Origin of the sequence: Nonomuraea cavernae, from assembly GCF_014646355.1 — a bacterium.
Classification (GTDB): Bacteria; Actinomycetota; Actinomycetes; order Streptosporangiales; family Streptosporangiaceae; genus Nonomuraea; species Nonomuraea cavernae.
In genome coordinates this window covers 52,445-74,174 of the sequence record NZ_BMNH01000016.1, presented here as the reverse complement: position 1 = coordinate 74,174, position 21,730 = coordinate 52,445, and the positions used below count along the sequence as shown (strand labels likewise).

Annotated in this window: 17 protein-coding genes; 11 read left to right on the top strand and 6 right to left on the bottom strand. The window is 67.0% G+C overall.

Annotated elements, in window-relative coordinates:
• The first annotated feature begins 9 nt into the window (after positions 1 to 9).
• Genes IEY82_RS24035 through IEY82_RS24020 form a run of 4 tightly spaced genes read left to right on the top strand, consistent with a single transcriptional unit; the run spans position 10 to position 2,423 of the window.
• Positions 10 to 1,296, top strand: a complete 1,287-nt coding sequence (locus tag IEY82_RS24035) for an ABC transporter substrate-binding protein (RefSeq protein ID WP_189126462.1) — start codon at positions 10 to 12, stop codon at positions 1,294 to 1,296.
• Between the two features lie 38 nt (positions 1,297 to 1,334).
• Positions 1,335 to 1,721, top strand: a complete 387-nt coding sequence (locus IEY82_RS24030) for a DUF8711 family protein (protein ID WP_189126461.1) — start codon at positions 1,335 to 1,337, stop codon at positions 1,719 to 1,721.
• 46 nt (positions 1,722 to 1,767) lie between these two features.
• On the top strand, positions 1,768 to 2,094 hold the full coding sequence (locus IEY82_RS24025; protein ID WP_189126460.1) for a YidH family protein: 327 nt from the start codon (positions 1,768 to 1,770) through the stop codon (positions 2,092 to 2,094).
• A 2-nt stretch (positions 2,095 to 2,096) separates the two neighbouring features.
• Entirely contained in the window at positions 2,097 to 2,423 is a 327-nt protein-coding gene (locus IEY82_RS24020; RefSeq protein WP_189126459.1) for a DUF202 domain-containing protein, read from the top strand.
• Here IEY82_RS24020 and IEY82_RS24015 read toward each other — a convergent pair.
• Complete coding sequence (locus IEY82_RS24015; protein WP_189126458.1) at positions 2,413 to 3,627, bottom strand: cysteine desulfurase family protein; 1,215 nt, start codon at positions 3,625 to 3,627, stop codon at positions 2,413 to 2,415. The two genes, IEY82_RS24020 and IEY82_RS24015, sit on opposite strands and share 11 nt — an antisense overlap.
• A gap of 113 nt (positions 3,628 to 3,740) precedes the next feature.
• On the opposite strand from IEY82_RS24015, the gene IEY82_RS24010 reads away from it, so the two are divergent.
• A complete protein-coding gene (locus tag IEY82_RS24010; protein WP_189126457.1) occupies positions 3,741 to 4,055 on the top strand; it encodes a hypothetical protein in 315 nt (104 codons plus the stop codon).
• 54 nt (positions 4,056 to 4,109) lie between these two features.
• A complete protein-coding gene (locus IEY82_RS24005) occupies positions 4,110 to 4,580 on the top strand; it encodes a hypothetical protein (RefSeq protein WP_189126456.1) in 471 nt (156 codons plus the stop codon).
• Here the strand turns inward: IEY82_RS24005 and IEY82_RS24000 are convergent.
• Both IEY82_RS24000 and IEY82_RS23995 read right to left on the bottom strand, forming a co-directional pair.
• Positions 4,577 to 6,403 (bottom strand): ABC transporter ATP-binding protein, encoded by a 1,827-nt coding sequence (locus tag IEY82_RS24000; protein WP_189126455.1) that lies wholly within the window; start codon positions 6,401 to 6,403, stop codon positions 4,577 to 4,579. The two genes, IEY82_RS24005 and IEY82_RS24000, sit on opposite strands and share 4 nt — an antisense overlap.
• The gene (locus IEY82_RS23995) at positions 6,400 to 8,121 is read right to left on the bottom strand and encodes an ABC transporter ATP-binding protein (RefSeq protein ID WP_189126454.1); all 1,722 of its coding nucleotides are present in this window, start codon (positions 8,119 to 8,121) and stop codon (positions 6,400 to 6,402) included. The genes IEY82_RS24000 and IEY82_RS23995 overlap by 4 nt, the downstream gene beginning before the upstream one ends.
• A 482-nt stretch (positions 8,122 to 8,603) precedes the next feature.
• On the opposite strand from IEY82_RS23995, the gene IEY82_RS23990 reads away from it, so the two are divergent.
• The 5 genes from IEY82_RS23990 to IEY82_RS23970 all read left to right on the top strand — a co-directional run bounded on the left by IEY82_RS23990 (position 8,604) and on the right by IEY82_RS23970 (position 18,865).
• Complete coding sequence (locus IEY82_RS23990; protein WP_225263180.1) at positions 8,604 to 16,484, top strand: RHS repeat-associated core domain-containing protein; 7,881 nt, start codon at positions 8,604 to 8,606, stop codon at positions 16,482 to 16,484.
• A gap of 4 nt (positions 16,485 to 16,488) precedes the next feature.
• Positions 16,489 to 16,989: an Imm21 family immunity protein gene (locus IEY82_RS23985; protein WP_189126452.1), complete on the top strand. Its 501-nt coding sequence runs from the start codon at positions 16,489 to 16,491 to the stop codon at positions 16,987 to 16,989.
• A gap of 62 nt (positions 16,990 to 17,051) precedes the next feature.
• The gene (locus tag IEY82_RS23980; RefSeq protein WP_189126451.1) at positions 17,052 to 17,276 is read left to right on the top strand and encodes a DUF6444 domain-containing protein; all 225 of its coding nucleotides are present in this window, start codon (positions 17,052 to 17,054) and stop codon (positions 17,274 to 17,276) included.
• Positions 17,277 to 17,340: 64 nt separating this feature from the next.
• On the top strand, positions 17,341 to 18,369 hold the full coding sequence (locus IEY82_RS23975) for a LamG-like jellyroll fold domain-containing protein (RefSeq protein WP_189126450.1): 1,029 nt from the start codon (positions 17,341 to 17,343) through the stop codon (positions 18,367 to 18,369).
• Positions 18,370 to 18,625: 256 nt separating this feature from the next.
• Positions 18,626 to 18,865 (top strand): helix-turn-helix transcriptional regulator, encoded by a 240-nt coding sequence (locus tag IEY82_RS23970; protein WP_225263137.1) that lies wholly within the window; start codon positions 18,626 to 18,628, stop codon positions 18,863 to 18,865.
• A gap of 262 nt (positions 18,866 to 19,127) precedes the next feature.
• Here IEY82_RS23970 and IEY82_RS23965 read toward each other — a convergent pair whose 3' ends face one another.
• From IEY82_RS23965 to IEY82_RS23955, 3 genes are all read right to left on the bottom strand, one after another.
• A complete protein-coding gene (locus IEY82_RS23965; protein WP_225263138.1) occupies positions 19,128 to 20,150 on the bottom strand; it encodes an AraC-like ligand-binding domain-containing protein in 1,023 nt (340 codons plus the stop codon).
• A gap of 157 nt (positions 20,151 to 20,307) precedes the next feature.
• Positions 20,308 to 20,676 carry a hypothetical protein gene (locus IEY82_RS23960; protein ID WP_189126448.1) on the bottom strand — a complete coding sequence of 123 codons (369 nt, stop codon included), beginning with the start codon at positions 20,674 to 20,676 and terminating at the stop codon, positions 20,308 to 20,310.
• 141 nt (positions 20,677 to 20,817) lie between these two features.
• Positions 20,818 to 21,720, bottom strand: coding sequence for a hydroxymethylglutaryl-CoA lyase (locus IEY82_RS23955; protein ID WP_189126447.1), 903 nt, complete (start codon positions 21,718 to 21,720; stop codon positions 20,818 to 20,820).
• Positions 21,721 to 21,730: the final 10 nt, after the last annotated feature.

Genomic DNA, 21,730 nt, shown 5'->3' with positions numbered 1-21,730 from the left:
GGATTTCTCATGAAGAGTCGCTATGTGGTGATAACCGCCGCTGTAGTGACCCTTCTGTCCGCATGCGGCGTCATCCGGGGGGACGACGAGGGCAGCAAGGGCGCCCAGACGACAGGGGTCACCAGTGAACCCTGTCCCTCCGCGGTCGACAGCAAAAAAGGGTGCATCTATCTCGGCAGCATCTCCGACCTGACCGCCGGGCCGTTCGCGGCGCTGGCCGTGCCGATCACCGAGGCGCAGAAGGCGTTCTGGGCCCGGGTCAACAAGGCGGGCGGCATCGGCGGCAAGTACGAGGTGGACGTCACCAAGTTCGTCCGCGACAACAAGTACAACCCCGAGGTGCACCGCCAGGTCTACAACGAGATGAAGGACCAGGTGCTCGGCCTCGCCCAGACCCTCGGCTCACCCACGACCGCCGCCATCATCGGCGACCTGAAGGCCAACAGCGTCGTCTCGGCCCCCGCCTCCTGGACCTCGGCCTGGGAGTTCGAGGACGTGATCATCGAGACCGGCGCCAACTACTGCGTCGAGGCCATGAACTCGGTGGACTACGCGATGGAGACGTACAAGCCGAAGAGCGTGATGGCCGTGCACCTGGCCGGTGACTACGGAGCCGACGCGGCGGCCGGCGCGAAGATCGCGGCGGAGAAGAACGGCCTCGACTTCACCGCCGTGGAGACGCCCTCGGGCGCCACCGAGCAGGGCCGCGCGATCACCGAGATCACCAAGAACAAGCCCGACCTGGTCATCCTGACCACCGGCCCCGCCGACGCGGCCACCATCGTCGGCCAGGCCGCCGCCGCCGGATACAAGGGCCGCTTCATCGGCACCGGCCCGACCTGGAACCCCGCCCTGCTCAAGTCACCCGCCGCCCCCGCGCTGAAGGCCCTGTACGAGCAGTCGGCCCCCGGCAAGTCGTGGGCCGCCGACACCCCGGGCCACCAGGCCATGCGCGACTCGCTGCCCGGCGTCACCCCCAACGACGGCTACACCTCGGGCTGGGCCTGGGCCTACCCGCTGAAGGCGGCGCTGGACGCGATGGTCGCGAGCGGCGATGTCAGCCGCAAGGGCCTGCTCGCGGCCGTCAAGTCGCTCAAGACCGTCGACTACGAGGGGATGCTGCCGCCCGAGGCCGGCAACTTCGCCGACGACCCCAACACGGCCACCTTCCGGCAGACGCTGATCAACAAGGTCGATGACCAGGTGCCCACCGGCGTCTCCATGGCCAAGGACTTCTTCGTCGGGCCGACCGCCAAGGACTACACGTTCGACGGCCCCTGTTTCGCCAAGCTCTAGCCACGTGCGGGGCACGGGCGGTTGGGTAGGGTCGCGGTATGCGCCCCCTCAAGACCCGCCTCGTGCCCCTCGCCGCCTTCGCCGCGTTCGTGCTCGCCGCCGGATGCGCTGAGGTCAACTCCACGATCGACAAGACCCAGGCCTGCCTGGAGGCCCCCAAGATCGTCGCTGATCTCGGCGCCGAGATCACCAAGCTCAAGGACGATCCGCAGGCCATGGAGAAGGCCCTCGACGACGCCGCGGGCAAGCTCAACGGCGTCGCCGACCAGGCCGCCAACACCACGCTCAAGGAGGCCAGCGACAACCTGGCGAGCACGCTGGCCGGCATCAACGTCAACGACGTCAACGACGCCGTCGACGCGATCCAGAAGGTCGGCACCGACACGGCCGCCTACCTGGAGAAAGTCGCCCAAGCCTGCAGCTGAACCCCGGCTTCTCTAGGGGGAATGGGGACGAACTAGCGTTGAGACCATGGAGCCGGATCCCCGTTTCACGCTCGCCAACGAGCGCACCTACCTGACCTGGCTCAGCACCGCCCTGGCACTCAGCGCGGGCGGTGTGGCCATGGCGGCGGTGCCCGAGGACGTGTTCGTCCCGTGGGTGCGCACCGCCCTGGCCGTCGTGCTGGTCACGCTCTCCGCGCTGGCCGCCGGCATGGCCTATCCACGCTGGCGCAACATCCAGCGCGCGCTGCGCGCCCAGGCGCCCCTCCCGCCGCCCGCCCTGGCGGCCGTGTTCGGCTACGGCGTCGCGCTGGTCGCGGTGATCGCGCTGGTGCTGATCCTGCTCTCGGTCTGACGATGTCCGGCGAGATCTGGGACTCGGGGCTGCAGAGCGAGCGCACCCGGCTGGCCTGGGTGCGCACCGCCGTGATGCTGTCCACCGGCGGGCTCGCCGCCACCGGGCTGTCGGTCCAGCACGGCCTGGCCCCGTTGGCCGCCGTGGGCTTCGCGCTGGGCGCGCTCTGCGGCGGCTTCCTGCTGCTGCGGACCGGCGTACGGTATCGGCGCGTCCAGGAGGCGCTGCACGGCGGCCGGCCGCTTGACTGCGGCTTGGACGCGCTGCTCGCCTGGCTCGGCACGCTGAGCGCCGTGGCCGGGGCGGTCGTCTTCGTGATCACGGTCTGACCGCTCCCTCAGCCTCGCGGCGGGAGGCCGACGTGGCCGCGTGGGCGATCAACTCGGCGGCCCGCCGCGCCTCGGCCTCGGTGCTCCAGCGGCCCAGTGACAGCCGCAGCGCGCCGTCGGCCCGCTCCGCGCTCAGCCCCATGGCCAGCAGCACCGGAGAGGGCTCCGGGACACCCTCGTGGCAGGCCGAGCCGGTGGCGGCGGCGATCTCGGGGACGGCGGCCAGCAGGCCCCGCCCGTCGATGCCGTCGATGCTGACGTTCAGCGTGCCGGGCAGCCGTTCGACCGGGTGGCCGTTGAGATGGACCCGGCCGGGGAGCAGCCGCCTCAGCTCACCGTGCAGCAGGTCCCGCAGGCCCGACAACCGGGCCAGGGTCTCGGGCAGGTCCTGGCGGGCCAGCTCGGCGGCGGCGCCCAGCGCGGCGATGAACGCGACGTTCTCGGTGCCGGCCCGCCGCCCGCCTTCCTGACCGCCGCCGTCGATGACCGGGACGAGCGGGACACCGTCGCGTACGTACAGGGCGCCCACCCCTTTGGGCGCGTACATCTTGTGGCCGACCACGGTGAGCAGATCGACGCCCAGCTCGCGGACGTCGATGGGCACCTTGGCCACCGCCTGGGCGGCGTCGGTGTGGAACAGCGCCCCGGCGCGGCGCGCCAGGGCGGCCAGCTCGGCGATCGGCTGCAGGGTGCCGGTCTCGCTGTTGCCGTAGGCGATCGACACCAGCGCGGTGTCCTGGCCGAGGGCCTCCTCCAGGTCGGCGGGGTCGACCCGGCCGCGGGCGTCGACCGGCAGCAGCCGCACGGCGAAGCCGTCGCGCTCCAGGCTCTGGCATGCCCGCAGCACGGCGGGATGCTCGGTGGCCAGCGTGATGAGCTGACGCCGGGCGGGCTCGCCCGTGTCTTCGCCCGTGTTTTCGCCCGTGCGGGCCCGGACCGCGCCGCGAACGGCCAGGCTGTCGGCCTCCGAACCGCCGCCGGTGAAGACGATCTCCTCCGGGCGGGCGCCGAGCAGTCCGGCCAGCTGGGCCCGCGCCCGCGCCACGGCCTCACCCGGTGCCTGGGCGTAGCGGTGGCCACTGGAGGGATTGCCGAAGTGGGTGGTCAGGTAGGGCAACGCCGCCCGCAGCACCGCCGGGTCGACGGGGGTGGTGGCGTTGTAGTCCAGGTAGATCGGTCCGTCGGCCAGGGCGGGATGGCTCATCACGTCTTCTCCGGGTGGGTCTCGGCCATGCGCACCGCCACCACTATGCCGGTCGTGGTCGCGGCTTGCGAGGTCACGGGCCTGGGCGGACACTCGTAAGTGGGGGTGAACTCATGGAAGAAGAGCGCCGAATCCTGCCCTTCGAGTGCCGCGGATGCTGGTACGTCTGGGAAGAGGAGTATCTCGTACGACGCGGCGAGGGCCGCAGGGGCGACGACCGGGAGATCTGGCTGCGCTCGGGCGTCGCGGTGCCGCCTCCGACGCAGGGCGCCATCTGCCCGCGCTGCGGCTGCCAGGCGGCCACTACGTTCCCCGAGGGATATCTCAGGTGGCATCCCGAGCTGATCGCGCCGGTGGGGCCGCCGACACCCGACGCGACGCCGCTCCTCAGCCCGGTGCCCAGGCGACATCCCGGACACCTAACCTGACAGCAGGTGAGCATTTCATAGCGATGGGTGTCATAAGTCACGTCTTTTCGTAGCGTGACGAGAGGCGGACACTCGGTGCGGATGGCGGTCGGTCACCGGGGGGTGGTCCTCGTGCGCGACGGGTTCAGCACTCGGCGGATGTGGCTCTTCGAATGCCTACGCTGCTGGTACGTCTGGGAAGAGGCCTACCTGGTCAGGCACGTCACCGACGACCACGGCAACGACGTGGAGGTCTGGCTCCAGGGCGGAGTTCCCGTACAACCTCCCTGGTCGGGCACCTGTTGCCCCGGCTGCGGCGTCTACCACGTCACGTCCTTCCCGGTCGGTTACCTCGCGCAACACCCGGAGCTGGCACCCGCGCCGGAACCGGAGCCCCTGATGGCGGCCACGCCCGTGGCGAGGTGGGTGCCTCCCGCGCGAGCGCCGCTGCCCGGCAGGCTGCTGGTGGCGATGGGCCTGCCCGTGCTCGCCTTCATCGGCTACGAGCTGTACGAGAACCTCTTCGTCCGGACGCACCCGCACTAGCTGAGACTCTCCAGCCAGGCCCGGTGCAGCCCCGCGAAGCGGCCCGAGGCGGCGATCAGCCGGTCGGGCGGGCCGTCCTCGACGATCTCGCCGCGCTCCATGACCAGCACCCGGTCGGCGATCTCCACCGTCGAGAGCCGGTGCGCGATGATGAGCGCCGTCCGGTCGGCGAGGATCGTCCGCAATGCCCGCTGCACCAGGCGCTCGCTCGGCACGTCCAGGCTCGACGTCGCCTCGTCCAGGATCAGCACCGCCGGATCGGCCAGGAACGCCCGCGCGAACGCCACCAGCTGCCGCTGCCCCGCCGACATCCGGCCGCCGCGCTGGCCCACCTCGGTGTCGTAGCCGTCGGGCAATGACATGACGAACTCGTGCGCGCCGATGGCCTTGGCCGCCTCGCGCACCTGCCGGTCGGTGGCGTCCGGCCGGCCGAACCTGATGTTGTCGGCCACCGTGCCGCTGAACAGGAAGTTCTCCTGCGTGACCATGACCACGGCTCTGCGCAGCGAGAGCTCGTCCAGCCGACGCAGGTCGATGCCGTCGAGCAGCACCCGGCCCTCGGTCGGGTCGTAGAAACGGGAGATGAGCTTGGCCAGCGTCGTCTTGCCCGCGCCGGTCGCCCCGACCAGCGCCACGCTCTGTCCCGCCGGGACGGTCAGGTCGAGCCCCGGCAGGATCGGCATCTCCTCGACATAGGCGAACCGCACCCCCTCGAACCGCACCCGGCCGCGCGCCCCGGTCAGCACCTTCGGCTCGCGCGGCTCCGGCACCCCCGGCTCCTCCTCCAGCACGCCCGACAGCTTCTCCAGCGCCGCGCCCGCCGACTGCAGCGTGTTGTAGAACTGGCTGATCTCCTGCATCGGCTCGTAGAACTGGCGCAGGTAGAGCAGGAACGCGGCGAGCACGCCGACCGTGATCTCGCCGTGCAAGGCCAGCCAGCCGCCGTAGACCAGCACACCGGCGACCGTGACGTTGCCGATCAGCTTGATGCCCGGCATGAACACCGCGACCAGCCGCATGCTGCGCGCGTTGGCGTCGCGGTAGTCGTCGTTGAGCTGCCGGAAGATCTCCTGGTTGCGCGGCTCGCGGCGGAACGCCTGCACCGCGCGGATGCCGGTCATCGACTCCACGAAGTGCACGATCACCAGCGCGACCGTCTCCCTGGTGCGCCGGTAGACGATGGCCGACTGCCGGCGGAACCACCGGGTGAACAGCAGCAGGAGCGGCAGCGGGATCAGCGCCACCAGGCCGAGGGGCACGTCCAGCACCAGGAGCAGCACCGCCGTGCCGAACAGCGTCAGCACCGCCGTGACCAGGCCGTCGAATCCCGACTGGAGCAGCTCGGCGATGGCCTCGATGTCGGAGGTGAGCCGCGAGATGACCCGGCCCGAGGTGTATTTCTCGTGGAAGCTCAGCGACAGCCGCTGGAAGTGCTCGAACACCCTGCGCCGCAGCTCCAGCAGGATGCTCTGGCCGATGCGGCCCGACAGCTTGAGGAACGCCTGCCGGGTCAGCGCCTGGGTGGCGGCCGCGGCCACGATCACGCCGACCACCGTGATCAGCGTGCCGGGGCCGGTGCCCTTGAGCATCGGCGGGATGCCCGCGTCGATGCCCACCTTGACCAGGTAGGGGATCGCCAGCCCCGCCGCGTTGGAGACCACGATGATCGCCGTGAGCAGCGCGATCGCCTTGCGGTGCGGCGTCAGCAGGTCGCCGAGCAGCCGCCGCGACCGGTCGCGCAGCAGGACGGAGACCTTCTCCGACAGCTCGTCCTGGTCCTCGGAGGCCACCCCGCGCCAGTCGGTGACCGTGGGCGTCGTCATCGCAGGGCTCCTTCCGACGGGTCGAGGTCGGCGTCCTGCGCGAGCAGCTCGCGGTATTCGGGCACGTCGGTCAGCAGCTCCTGGTGCCGCCCGACGTGCGTGATCGTGCCTCCTGCCAGCAACGCGACCTTGTCGGCCAGCAGCACCGTCGAGGCGCGGTGGGCGACCACGATGCCGGTCGCCTCGCGCAGCACGTGCCGCAGCGCCTCCTCCACCAGCGCCTCGGTCTCCACGTCCAGCGCGGACAGGGTGTCGTCGAGCACCAGGATCCGCGGCCTGCTCAGCACGGCCCTGGCCAGCGCCAGCCGCTGTCGCTGCCCGCCGGACAGCGACAGCCCCTGCTCGCCGATCCGTGTGTCGAGACCCCACGGCAGGTCGTACACGAACATCGCCTGCGCGGTGCGGATGGCAGCGTCCAGCTCCTCCTCGGTGGCGTCGGGCCGGCCGAGCATGAGGTTCTCGCGCACGCTCATCGAGAACAGCGTCGGCTCCTCGAACGCCGTCGCCACCACCTCGCGCAGCGCCGGCAACGTCAGGTCGCGTACGTCGTGGCCGTCGATCGTGACCCGGCCCGCGGTGGGGTCGATCAGCCGGGGCACCAGCGAGGTCAGCGTCGTCTTGCCCGACCCGGTGGCGCCCACGACGGCGACCGTCTCGCCCGGCCGGACCTCCAGCCAGACGTCGTGCAGCACGGGCCGGTCGGCGCCGGGGAAGCGGAACTCCACGCCCTCGAACCGCAGGTGGCCGCGGGGCCGCTCGACCGTCCGCGCGCCGCCCGCGATCGCCGGCACCGTGTCCATGACCTCCATGACCCGGTCGGCCGAGGTCATCGACTCCTGCGCCATCGCCAGGATGTAGCCGAGGCTGGCGATCGGCCACACCAGCTGCAGCATCAGCGTGGTGAAGGCGACCAGCGTGCCCAGCGTCAGCGATCCGCCGCCGACCGCCAGCGCGCCGAGCAGCAGCACCAGCGCGAGCGTGAAGTTGGGGATCACCTCCAGGAAGGTGAAGAACCGGGCCGACAGCCGCACCTTGTCCATCGAGGTGTCGTAGACCTTGCGCGCGGCGTCGTCGTACTGGTCGTAGACGTGGTGCCGACGGCCGAACGCCTTGATCGTCCTGATCCCGATCGCCGACTCCTCGACCAGCGTGGCCAGATCGCCCTGCTCGTCCTGGACCTGCCGGGAGATCTTGATGTAGCGCTTCTCGAACCGCAGCGACACCACGATGATCGGCACCGCCGACGCGGCCACCAGCAGTCCGAGCGGCCAGTACATGTTCAGCAGCAGCACGGTCACGACGCTGAGCTGCAGGATGTTCATGACCAGGAAGAGCATGCCGAAGCCGAGGAACCGGCGGATGGTCGACAGGTCGGTCGTCGCGCGCGACAGCAACTGCCCTGACTGCCATTCGCCGTGGAAGCCCATCGGGAGCCGCTGCAGGTGCTCGTAGAGGTCGTCGCGGATCCTGGTCTCGAGGCCGAGCACCGGCCCGATCTGTGACCATCTTCTGATGAAGATCAGGAACGCTTCCACGACGCCCAGGCCGAGCGCCACGAGGCCGAGGGGTAGCAGGGCGCCGGAGTCGCCGTGGAGCACGGGGCCGTCGATCACCTCCTTGCCGACGAGGGGCAGCGCGATGCTCGCGCCGATGCCGAGGAGGGCGGCCAGCCAGATGAACACCAGCTTGGCGACGTAGGGGCGGAGGTAGGACCTCATCCGCCACAGGGAGTTGGAGGACAGCAGGGGACGACGTGGTGAACTCGTATCGGGAGGCATCCCATCCAGGCTACGACGGGGGATCAACCGATTTTCGGAGCGCCACGGGCGCATACCCGTTCCTGACCAGGACGTGACATCGGGCGAGAAGGCGTGATGGAAAGTGATCACAGGTTGACGCGCGCCCGGGGCGACTGGTTCCTGAAAACGGTAGGGCATAGAAGCGGTGCGTCACCTTCCGTGATCTTTAGTTAACTAGATTGGATCTTGTTGTCCTTTTGGGCAAAAGTTACGCTTTGCCCGTTTGGCAACATGCTCCGAGCTGTGTGAGTCAGCAACCTTGTTTCGGACGGGGTGGAGCTTCGTCTGGCGTCGGTAGGCGCCCTGCGTGGTTCGGAGTGTGATGGCGTATGCGTGCGTCTTTTTCGAGTCGGTTTTTCCTTAGATCGGCACCTGTTGTCATTCTTACGCTTTTGGCCGTGATGCCTGGACTCGTGGGTGTCGCTGGGGGAACCGCATTGGCGGCGGCCGTGGCTGAAACGGGTGGTGTGGTTCACGCGGCCCCGGAGACGCCGAAACAGTTGGCGGGTACTGCGGCGGGGCTGCCGTCGTTGGTCGACACCGGAGTCACCGCGACGTCCGCTGCCGCGGGTACTCCCAAGTCGAAAGTCAAGGTTCCGAAGAATGCGGTGCCGGAAGAGCAGCGGCAGGGGCTCGTCCGTGATATTTCGGCCGTGCCGGTTGATGCGGCGGCGAAGACGATCGCGCTCGCCGCTGATCCGCCGTGCGGGAATGAATCACCCTGGCAGCGGAGCGTGTACGTCGCGTATGGGACGCGTGTCTACTCTGGTGGGCGGATTTGGCAGGCGATTCAGAATATTCCTGCCAATCTCAACTTCTATCCTCCGCACGAAGTGTCAGAAGGGTGGATGCTGATCGGCCCGTGTCCGCTGCCGCCGGCTCCCACTGCCACGTCGATGACCCCGGTGAATGGGGCGTTGGTGTTGACCGAGCAGCCGATCCTCAAGGTGGTGGGCAGTACCTGGTCGGGCGGGGTAATCGGCTTTGACTTCGAGGTGTGCGACAACCCTGAGATGTCCAACTGCATCACCTACGAGTACTGGGGCACGGGGTTGTCGGCTGACTGGCAAATCCCTGCGGGCACACTCGCATGGGGACGGCAGTACTGGTGGCGCGTAGACCTGTCTGACGCCTCGACCATCGGCGGCCGGTCCGCGTATTCGCCGGTCCAGACGTTCACGGTCGGTGTGCGGCAGCCGACGATCACTTCACAGTTGTCCACCTCCGGGGTGGACGGCCAGGAGTTTCATCAGCAGGCGGGCAACTACACCACGACGGCCACGGACGCGCAGATTCCGGCGGCGGGGCCGCCGTTGTCAGTGGTGCGCTCCTACAACAGCATGGACACGCGCCGCACGGGCGTTTTCGGCGCGGGCTGGTCGACCCGCTGGGACATGAGGATCATCCCGGAGACGATCCATGGGCGCGAGGCTCTGCTGGTGACGTTCCCGGACGGGCGTGAGGTCCGTTTCGCTGATAAGAAGGACGGCACGTTTCAGCCGCCACCGGGCATGTACGCGACTCTCGCTGTGCGGGCGGAGGGCGGCTGGCGTCTGATGGACAAGGCGTCGAACACCTATCTGTTCGACGGGGCGGGCCGGCTGCTCAAGATCACGGACGGGCGTGGCCGTAGCCAGGAGTTGACGTATGACGCGAGTGGGAAACTCGCCGAGGTCACCTCGCCCGGCGGACGTTCGCTGACTTTCCAGTGGAGCGGCGACCATGTGACCTCGGTGTCCACCGACGCCGTGAACGGCGCGCCGTTGACCTGGACCTACGCCTACAACGGCGATGTGCTGCAGCAGGTGTGCGATCCCGAATCGCAGTGCACCACCTACGGCCATGACCCGGGCTCGCAGTATCGCAGTTCGGTGCTCGATTCGGATCCGTACCATTATTGGCGGCTGGGCGAGGCCACGGGTAGCGCCATCGACCTGGGGTGGAGGGCAGGAAACGCCACCTACAGCGGCGCGGTCGTCCGGGCACAGCCGGGTGCTCTGGCCGGGACTCCTGACGGCGCGGTGAAACTCACCAACTCCACGAGCGTCAGCCTTCCTTCGGGGATCGTCCCGGCGATTGGGAAGTACGCGTCGCTGGAGACGTGGTTCAAGACCAGCACCAGTGGCACGGTCATGTCGATCTCCTCAAGCGGCGGCACGAAAACTAACGTCTTGAGCATCGAAGCCGATGGGAAGCTGCGCGGCTCCTACCAGTCCACCTCGACGCCGATCATCACCGCGGCGCCGGTCAACGACGGCGCATGGCATCACGTGGTGCTGACCGTCGCGGACAACGTGCAGACCATGTACGTGGACGGAGCCGTGGTGGGAACCCTCACGGCGTCGATCACCGGTACGAACAACCGGCCGACGTCCACCATCGGCGGTCTGGACGGCTGGGTCGACGAGTTCGCCGTCTACGACCGGCCGCTCGAGCCCTATGAGGTGGTCCGTCACTACCAGGCCCGCAATGCCGCCCCGCACAAGCTCACCCAGGTCACCCTGCCTTCGGGCCGGGTCAGGGCGGTCAACGTCTATGAGCCCACGACCGATCGCCTCAAGACACACACCGACCAGCATGGCGGCACCTGGCAGATCAGTGAGCCGGTGATCAACCGCAGCACCGGCACCTCCACGGTGACGGTCACCGACCCCAAGAACGCGACGATCACGGCGGTCTACGACGCATGGCGCGGTTACCGGATCACGTCTCAGACCGACCAGTTGCTCAAGAAGACCAGCTACACCTACGACACCCGCGGCTTCCTCAGCAAGATCACGGACCCGAATCTCAACACGGTACAGCGGAGCAACGACAAACGCGGCAACGCCCTGACCACCACCACCTGCCGCGCCTCAGGAAACTGCCAGACGCTCCGAACCGAGTACTACCTCAACAGCGCCGACCAATTCGACCCGCGCAACGACCGGGTCGTCAAGATCCGAGACGCACGCTCGACCGGCAGCACCGACAACACCTACGCCACCGTGTGGGAGTACAACTCCTACGGGGAGAAGACCAAGCAGACCACCCCGGCGACAACGGACTTCCCCAGCGGCCGCTCGACAACGATCGCCTACACCGACGGCAGCGAGGCCGCGGTGGGCGGCGGAAGCACCCCGGCAGGCCTGGCGGCGTCACAGACCGATCCCCGGGGCAATACCTGGAGCTACCGTTACACCTCAGCAGGTGATCTCGCCGAGCAGAGCGATCCAGCAGGCCTGATCACCCAACTGCAGTACGACGCGATCGGACGGCCGACCGTCTCAACGCAGGTGTCTCAAGCCCACCCGGCCGGCGTCACCACCTCCTTCACCTACGACAAGCTCGGGCGGCTGGTGACGCAGACCGAGCCGGGAGTGAAGAACGAGGTCACCGACGCCACGCACACCGCGCGGACTACGTACGCCTACGACCCGGACGGCAACGTGCTGACTGAGTCCGTCAAGGATCTGACCGGAGGCGATCCGGAGCGAACCACCTCCTACACCTACGACGATCACGGTCGCGAGGAGACCGCCACCGGCCCGGAGGGCGGCGTGGTTCGCACGGCTTGGGACCAGGTGGGCGCCCGCACCACGGTCACCGATGAGCTGGGCGCGGTGTTCGGCTTCGCCTACACCAACCGCGGTGAGCTGGCCTCTCGCACGTTGAAGAACTGGACCGGCAGTCCGGTCGCTCCCGTCACCGCAACGGAGATCACGCTTGAATCGTTCTCCTACGACCCGGCCGGTCGGCTGGGTAGCCGGGTAGACGCGATGGGCCGCAAGACCTCCTACACCTACTTCAATGACGACCTGCTTTCGCAGGTGATCGCCGACGACGTCAAGCTGAACGGCTCGACCACGGCCAAGGACGTGGTGACCGAGGCGAACACCTTTGACGCGGCTGGCAATCTCACCCGACGAGTGAACGGCGGCGGTCTGGTCCGTGCGGACTACGTCTACGACGCCGCGAGCAGGCTGAGCTCGGAGATGTTTGACCCGGCCACGCTCGCTCGTGTGACGACCTACGGCTACGACGCCAACGACAACGTGATCACCGCCAAGCGCACGGCGGCGGGCACGACACGCGTCGAAACGATCGAGTTCTCCTACAACAAGGAGAACGCCCTCACCCGTCGCACCGTCAAGAACGACGGGCAAGACCTCACCACCACGTGGAAGGTCGACGATCGCGGTTTGATCACGGAGGCGGTCGACGCGCGAGGCAACCTCTCGGGTGCCGATCCGCCGGCGTTCACCACCACCCTCCGCTACGACCTCGCCAACCAGCTCATCGAGACGAAGTCCCCGCCGGTACAGATCGACAAGGCGGGAGCCGCCGAACAGGGGCGGATCACCTCTCGCTTCGGGTACGACACCGTCGGACGTCAGACCCATACCGTTGACCCCGACGGACGCATTACGACCGCGGCCTTCGACCGGGCCGGCCGGCTCACCTCGTTGACGGGAATGTCCTACACACCTCCCGGTGGCAGCGCGGTCACCCCCAAGACCACCTACGGCCACGATGCCGCTGGCCGCCTGATCAGGACGACGGACCCGCGAGGTCACATCACCACCATCGAGTACGACGCGCTGAACAACCCGGTCCGCGTCACCGATCCCCCGGCGAGCACAGGTCAGCCGGCCGGACAGTGGGTGTCGCACTACGACCTGCTGGGTGAGGAACTGGCCGGCATCGACCCGACCGGTGCACGGAGTGAGGCCACCTACGACGACTTGGGCCGGCTGATCACCCAGACCGCGATCGAGCGGAAGCCGACCACCGCCGCCTACACCACCAAGCTGGAATACAACGACGCGGGTGATCTGACCAAGCTGGTCTTGCCAGGTAACAAGACCACCACCTATACGGTCAACGCCGCTGCGGAGGTCACCGCCGAGACCGACCCTCTGGGAGACAGCACCACCTTCGCCTACGACCTGATCGGCCGCCCGACCAAGGCCACCAACCCGCTCGGCAACGCCATCATCGCCGACTACGACCTGGCCGGCCGCCTGACCAGCCTGAAGGATCTGGATAGCGCGGGCGCGACCGTGAAGACCACGGGGTACGGCTACGACGCCGCGGACAACCTCACCCAAATCACCTCCGGCGAGGGCCGCATCACCAGGCGGACGTTCGATGCCACCGACGCGCTGACCGAACTCATCGAACCCGTCTCCGGCAGCGAGGCGATCACCACCGGGTTCGGTTACGACGCGGCCGGCGCGCGCACCCGCTTAACGGACGGCCGAGGCAACGCCACCTGGACCACCTACAACAGTCAGGGCCTCATCGAAACCTTGACCGAGCCGGCCACCACCGCCCACCCTGACCTGGCCGATCGCACGTGGACCCACGTATACGACGTCGCAGGTAACGAGACCGCCCTGATCCAGCCCGGCGGTGTCCGTCACGACAGTCAGTTCGACCAGCTCAACAGGGTCACCACGATCAGCGGATCAGGCGAGGGCATCGTCACCCCGTCCAAGACATACGGTTACGACCTGGCAGGTCGCGTCACCACGGTGAGCGACCAAACACTCGAATACAACGACCGCAGCCTGTTGACCAGAGTGTCGGGCGCATCAGGCCAGACCAGCGCCTTTGTCTACGACGAGCTCGGCAACCCCACCCAGCGCGTCGACGTGACCGGAACCACCGCCTACACCTGGGATAACGACAACCGGCTCAGTACGGTCACCGACCCGGTCAGTGGCCGCATCAACACCTACGCCTATGACAAAGCCGACCGGCTCACCAGCATTGCCTCTACCAACCCCGTCAACACCCAGGCCTACACCTACGACGCACTCGACCGCATAGCCACCCACACGCTCAAGAACAGCACCGGCGGCCAGTTAGCGAAGATCACTTACGGCTGGGACAAAGACGACAACCTCACCTCCAAAACCACCGCCGGTACCGCAGGGGCAGGTGCCAACACCTACGGCTACGACCATGCCGGCCGCCTGACCTCCTGGACCGGCCCCGACGGCGTCAACACCAGTTACGCCTGGGACGCCTCCGGCAACCGCACCCGCGCGGGAGACAAGACCTACACCTATGACCAGCGCAACCGCCTCACCTCCGGCGACGGCACCGACTACACCTACACCCCCCGCGGCACCCTGGCGACCGAAACCAGAAACGGCAACACCAAGCACCTGACCTTCGACGCCTTCGACCGGCTCATCAACGACGGCGACGCCGCCTACATCTACGACGCCTTTGACCGCGTGGCCACCCGTCAGGGACGGACCTCCCAGCAGCGTTTCGTCTATGCCGGACTCGACAACGACATCGTCGCCATCACCGACCAGGCCGGCACCATCCAGGCCAAGTACGGCCGCGACCCCCTCGGCGGACTGCTCAGCATCCAGGAAGGCGCCAACCCCGCCCTCGGTGCCCTCACCGACATTCACGACGACGTGATTGGCACCTTCTCCGGCACCGCCCTGGCCAGTTCGGCTGCCTACAACCCCTACGGCGAAGTCCTCGCCCAAACCGGCACCAAACCCACTCTCGGCTACCAGGGTGAATACACCGATCCCGACACCGGAACCGTCAACATGCACGCCCGCTGGTACCAGCCCGGCACCGGCACCTTCGCCTCCCGAGACACCTGGACACTCACACCAAACCCCTCCATCCAAGCCAACCGCTACACCTACGCAAGCGGCGGCCCACTGACCGGCGTGGACCCCACGGGTCACAAGGATGATATGGGCGGTGTTGGTGGTGGGGGTGGGGGGCGTGGTGGTAGCCCCGCTGGGATGGTGCTTCCGAACGTGAGAGTGCCGGGGCCTCGCCCCGCCCTGGACAACACAATCAAGGGTGGTCGCGTAGCACCCCCGAAGGGCGGAACCGTCAAGGTAACCGGGAAGACAAAGACCACCAATACTGGCTCGTCCGGTAAGAGCTACAACCAAAGAAGCATGCACTCTCCTATTTCTGGTAATAATCCCAATGCGCGCGAGAATCTTCGGGATGAGAAAAATCAGTGTCGATATCACTCTTGTGGCGGTAAGACGCCTAAGAGTGGCAAGGTGAAGACTTCGATTACAGTAAAGCCGATCGCCCGCGTGCAGCCTCGCGGCTGCACTAAACCGGGCGGGTGTGGCAGCCCAAAGACGCTCAAAAAAGACCCATGTAAAAGAAACTGCAAGGCTAAGAAATCGGACATCGAATCCGGGCCGACTCATGGCCCGTGCAAAAGCCCGTGTAACCCTCCTTGTCCCCCATGGGTATGCGAAGGGAAAGATGGACTGTGCGGGCCAGGGCAGCCCTGTGCGCATCCAGACCAAATCTTCATTGACGACTCACAGGTAATGAATTTTTATGACTATGGGGTCGACCCGGATGACTATCCGATCATCCACTGTGATGATTCTAAATATGGCACAGGGACCTGCTCAGACGGTATAGCGGCAGTCGACCCCGACGACACAGATACGGGCTCGTTCGACGGCGACCCCATAGTGCCCATCTTCACCTGCGAACCGGCCCCCAACAGCTTCGTCCCCGGCACCAAGGTCCTCATGGCCGACGGCACGAGCAAACCGATTGAAGAGGTGAAGATCGGTGACGAGGTCCTCGCGACCGACCCGACGACCGGCCGCACCGACCCTCGACCGGTTACCGCCCTGATCGCCGGTCAAGGCACAAAACACCTCGTCAAGCTCATGGTCGACACCGATGGTGACGGCGGTGGTACGACTGGGGCAATCACAGCCACCGACAACCATCCATTCTGGGTGCCCGCCCTCCGCCTGTGGCTCCACGCCGGCCAGTTGAAGCCCGGCATGTGGCTGCAAACCTCAGCCGGCACGTACGTCCAGATCAGTGCCATCCAGAAGTGGACCACGACCCAACGCGTCCACAACCTGACCATCAACGAACACCACACCTACCATGTTCTCGCAGGCGACCAAGCTATCCTTGTTCATAATGACGATCCCGGCCGGTCGAACCCCGATGATGTTTGTTCAAGAGGGCCATATGCAGAAGAGTCGATTCCTGCCCGTAGCAAGGGTAGGGATTGGACGCAAGATGAAATCCATCAAAATAACCGGAATGGCGACAACTTCGGATGCCACACTTGCGGTATTCGGGATCCGGGTAATAAAAGAGGGACCTGGGTCAAGGACCACTGGCCGCCTAGCGAATGGATCCCTGACGGGATGGAGCAGCGCCTGTATCCTCAGTGTAAATCTTGCAGCGCCAAGCAAGGGGGATGGGTTCGCCAGATAGCTCCGATGATGAGAAAGATATACGAGGTGCCAGAGTGGTGATCGCGTGAAATGGATCGAAACTGCAGGTGGGCCATTTGTGCTTATCGCGCTCGACGATATAGCCCTCTGGACGGGGCATCGTGGCGACTATCAGCAGGCCTGTGAAGTGGATACAGCTACAGGGATTGTCCATTTTGGTGACCATGTGCGTCAACGAACGGCCATTGTCCTGTGGGATGAGCCTCTACGAACCACCTACCTGCCGGATCATAAGGCCTTTGTTCAGTGGCTTTATTCGGACTCGGAAGATGAGCTAATTCAAATGGTTGACTCTCAAATTCCGTTGACCGTATGGGAGGGTGGGCCCTCAATCGAGGTGCGCGATAGAATAGTGCTATTCGATGCGGCAACGCCCGGGGTTGAATTGATCTCAAGCGAATCTCTGGCGATTCAACTAGAGTGCGGCATATATCGAATTCGGACGGCTGACGTTGAATCTGGAAATCGCCAAGGGGCGCGTGTTCATCAACTTTGTCGGGTCTCCGATCTTGATCGGGAAACGTAACCATTCAGAAGTTCGTGATCATGGTGACGTGAGCACCGCCTGCGTGGTGGGATGATCTTTGGGTGTCGAAGACGCCGGAGCGCCGCCCCTCGTATGACGAGCTGGCTGCGCTGGTGGTCCGGCAGATGGCCACGATCGAGGCCCAGCGGGAGACGATCGCGTGGCTGGAAGCGACGGTGGAGCGGCTGACCGCGCGGGTCGCCGAGCTGGAGCGCAGGCAGAGCCGCAACTCGGGGAACTCGTCTCGAGGCCGCCAGTCGCGCGGCCGTACCGACCATCGCCTATGACAACGAGCCCCTGCTGATCTACAGGCACAGCGGAGTCACCGGCGTCCGGGGCCGCGCCGACGAGGTGCGGATCTACGGAACGAAGCTCGAGGCCGAGGACATCCGGGCCGACATGGCCACGTCGGTGAACGGTCTCACGGTCCCGGACACCGCCCCCACCATGCCGGGTGAGCTCACCGCCACGGGCGGCTACGCCGCGCCGGGCACCGTCGACGGCGACATCCGGCTCACCTGGAACGCCTCCGTGGACGACAAGCCGGGCGTCGTGTACCGCATCTATCGCGCCACCTTCCTCACCTTCGTTCCCCGGGCCGCCTATATCATTGCCACGGTCACCACGTCCGGCTACACCGACTCGCTCAGGAGCCTGGCGCCTTACTACTACTACGTGGACGCCGTGGACAGCACGGGCCAGGCCAGCCCGATGAGCCGGCAGGCGATGGGGGCGGTGAGGCCGCCTCGACCGGTCCCCGCTGCCGCCTACGGCATGGAGGAAGGCAGCGGCAACGTCGTCCACGACAGCTCGGGAAACCTCAATTCGGGCCAGGCCCGGAACACCGCCTGGACTGCCGGTAAGCACGGAAACGCGCTGTTCTTCAACGGCACGTCGAGTTCGGTGGACGTACCGCCGTCGTACTCACTCCAAGCCGTCCGCGCGGTGACGTTCGAGGCCTGGGTCAATCCGGCGTCCTATGGCAGACCGGATAACAAGGAGGTTGTGATCAGCTCCGCCGGCAACACTCTCTGGTCGTCGATGACGGCCGTGTGGGACAACGTCCCGGAGGCGAGTGTGAGATCCGGCCAACTGGGTTCGGTGAGGGGGCCGAGATTACCGTTGAACACCTGGAGCCATCTCGCCTTCACGTTCGGCGAGGACGGCCACCGCCTCTACATCAACGGTGTGCTCGTCCACCACAACGGTTTACACGCCGGTGAATATCTCAGCGGGTCCTACAGCCCGTTGCGCATAGGCGCCCTCGACATCTCCAGCCCACGTGATCACTTCCACGGGCTGATCGATGACGTACGCGTCTACACCACGGCCCTGCTTCCCGACCAGATCGCGGAAGACATGAGCCAGCCTGTCATCTGACGGCCGCCTCGGCCCGCTCTGGGTGACGGCGGGAGGCCGTCACCCAGGAGACCCCAATGAACCGCATCAAGCTCGCTCAGAAGGTTTGCGAGGCCGAACACGGTCCAGCGCACGAGGAGTTCATCCGCACCATTGAGGAAGGAGAGGGGGAGCAATGAGCCACAGCCGCTGGAAGACCTTGCGCGAACGCAAGCTCGCCGCGGGTTTCACCGAGCCGGAGGACGTGGCCTAGGCTCGTCGCGAGATCCGGCTGTCCATGGCCCTGGCGAACGCGGTGTACGATCGGCGCACCGAACTCGGGCTTACTCAGGCTGAATTGGCCGACCGCGCGGGCCTCACCCAGGCGAAGGTCTCCCGGATCGAAGGCTCTGACACCGTTCCCACACTGCCGCTTCTCGCCAAGCTGGCCGAGGCCCTTGACGCCACCCTTAACATCGCCCTCGACAACGACAACACCCAGGTGAGCTTCACCGGACACCGCACCAACGCGGCCTGAGCCTCATCCTGCGCTGCTTCACCGAAGGTACCCGGATCAGGTAACTGGCTACCGACCACGCCATCGCCCGCAGGACGGTCTACCGCTTTCTGCATGAGGGCATCGACGTTGTCGCCGCGCAGGCACCCGACCTGCGCCAAGTTCTGGACGAGCCAAGAACGCGGGCCTGGCACATGTCAACCTCGACGGCATTATCATTGCCACCGACCGCGTCGCCATACCCGGCCAGCCGCGTACTGACCGACGGCGGGCTTGCTGGAGACTACTTCTGCCATGACTCCGCCTGGCGGCGGTAGGCGGCGGGGGAGAGGTCGTGGGCGGCGCGGAAGGCGCGGCTGAACTGCGACGGGCTGGGGAAGCCCCAGCGGGCGGCGATGGCGTGGATCGGCAGGTGGCTCCGCAGCGGGTCGACCAGCTCCCGCCGGGCGCCGTGGAGGCGTCGCTGGCGGATCCATCCGGCGACCGTCAGTCCTTGCGACTGGAAGAGCTTTTGCAGGTAGCGGGTGGAGATGTGGAAGGCGTCGGCGATCGTGGCCGGTGACAGGGTGGGGTCGCCGAGGTTCCGGTCGATGTGCCGGTGGATCTGTACGAGCAGGGCGTCCCGGCCGATCCGCGGCGGGGTCGGGGTGCCGAGGCGCTGGTGCAGCATCGCGGCGATCAGGTCGAGCAGCACCGCGGACAGACGTGTGGCGTCGGCTGCGGTGTAGTCGTCCGTGCGCCGGGTCAGGTCCGTCAGGAGACCGGCGAGGAGCGCGCCGATCCCCTCGTCGCCTGGTAGGGGCGTGGCGATCAGCTGTCTGACCTGGCATTCGGGCACCGGCAGCAGCGCCCTGGGGAAGGCCACCAGCACTCCTTCGGCGAACGTCTCCTCGGGGACCACCCGGCCATGGAACGGGCGTGAGGTGTCGAAGAGCATCATGTCCAGGCGGCCCAGGCAGGTGTCCTGCCGTCCCTGCGACACACCGGATCTGCCGCGCAGGTTCAGCGAGAGCTGGTAGAGCTCCGGGTCGCACTGCCGGATCAACTGCGGAGTGCGCACCGCCTCGTACGCGGGGCAGGTCGCCCGCGACACCAGCACCGTGCCCAGATCGACCAGCCGCGCGCTGGCTTGGAAGTCGCCTGTCTCCCGTCTGCGGAGGTCCATCGGGGCCACCACGCGCCGGCTCACCTCCCGCCAGAAGCCGAACCGCTCGGCGACAGGGAGATCATGCGTATGTAGGACCACGTTCACGGCTGCCCCCCGACCGTCACGTTCTGCGGCGCTTTCCACCCGTACGCCGCACATTGGGTTCGAGTTTCCGGCGCGCGGATAGGTTCACGGCAGAAAGCAGAAAAGGTCCCGCGACGCGGGACCTTTTGTGCGGGTTCCGAGGGCGGGCTCCCGTCCTGCCCCGGATAACCGGTCGATCAGTTGTGCGAAGGTCGGGCAACGGGCGCCGGCATCAGATCCAGCATGGGTTGCTGGAGCCCAGACGGATGGTGTAAAGAACGGCCTGGCGGTAGTTCTGCGGCGTGACCCTGCGGCCGACGCAGAGTTCGTAGTCGCCGTTCTGCGTGTGCAGGATCACTTCGCAGTTGGCGGGCGGGTAGTTGATGTACGAGCCGACGTACCGTCCTGGGACGGTGCCGATGAAGTCGTCGCAGGCGTCGTACTTGATGTCGGTGATGGACGTGGAGTACTGGGTGTCGGAGAAAAGCGTCAGGCTGTAGGCCGAATCCGCGGCCTGGGCGGGAGTGCTCATCAGGGCCAGCGAGGCGGCGGCCGCGGTGACCGCCAGAGCCGCGCGACCTCGGCGAAGGGAACGGATCATCCTGCTCCTCAGAGATAACCGAAACGGGTCACCGACCAGAATGTCTGGCGGAGCATGGGATGTCGTTGGCGCACAGCGAACGATGGTGCGCAAGAAACGCACGCTTCAGCGCAGGCCGTCGGGACGCCGTCGTAGTGCCGCTCAGCTGGCTCCGGGCTCCTGTCGCGGAGGCCAGGGGGCGACCCGGCCGAGCTGGGCGGGGATCGGCTTGCCCAGGTGCCGCCCGATGAACAGGCCGGCCTCGGCCACCGAGCGCAGCGCGACACCGGTGCCGACGCCCATCCGGTCCAGCAGGTAGACGAGGTCCTCGGTGGCGATGTTGCCGGTGGCCTCGGGCGCGAAGGGGCAGCCGCCGATGCCGCCGGCGCTGGAGTCCAGGGCGGCGGCGCCGGCCTCCAGAGCGGCCACGGCGTTGGCGTAGCCGGTGCTGCGGGTGTTGTGGAAGTGGAAGCGCAGCGGCGCGTCGGTGACCTCGCGGACGGCGGTGACCAGGCGGCGCACGTCGGCCGGGGTGCCCACGCCGATGGTGTCGGCCAGCGCGACCTCCTGCGCGCCGGTGCAGCGCGCCACCAGCTCGGCCACGTGGCCGGGGTCCACCTCACCCTCGAACGGGCAGCCGAACGACGCCCCCACGGTCAGCGTCACGCCCAGCCCGGCGGCGCGGGCCCGCTCGGTGATCGCGCCGAAGCCGTCGACGGCCTGGTCCACCGACATGCCCTGGTTGCGCCGGGAGAACGTCTCCGTCGCCACGACCACGACGTTGACCTCGTCGACACCGGTCTCCAGGGCGCGGTCGAGGCCGCGTTCGTTCAGCACGAGGCCGGCGTAGCGCAGGCCCGGCACGCGCGGGGCGCGGGCCATGACCTGCTCGGCGTCGGCCATCTGCGGGACCCGGCCGGGATGGACGAAGCTGACCGCCTCGATGCGGCGCACGCCCGCGCCGACGAGAGCCTCCAAATAGGCGACCTTGGCGTCGGTGGGCACCTGCTCGGGCTCGTTCTGAAGACCGTCGCGGGGGCCGACCTCGATGATTTCCAGCTCCATGTTGTATGCA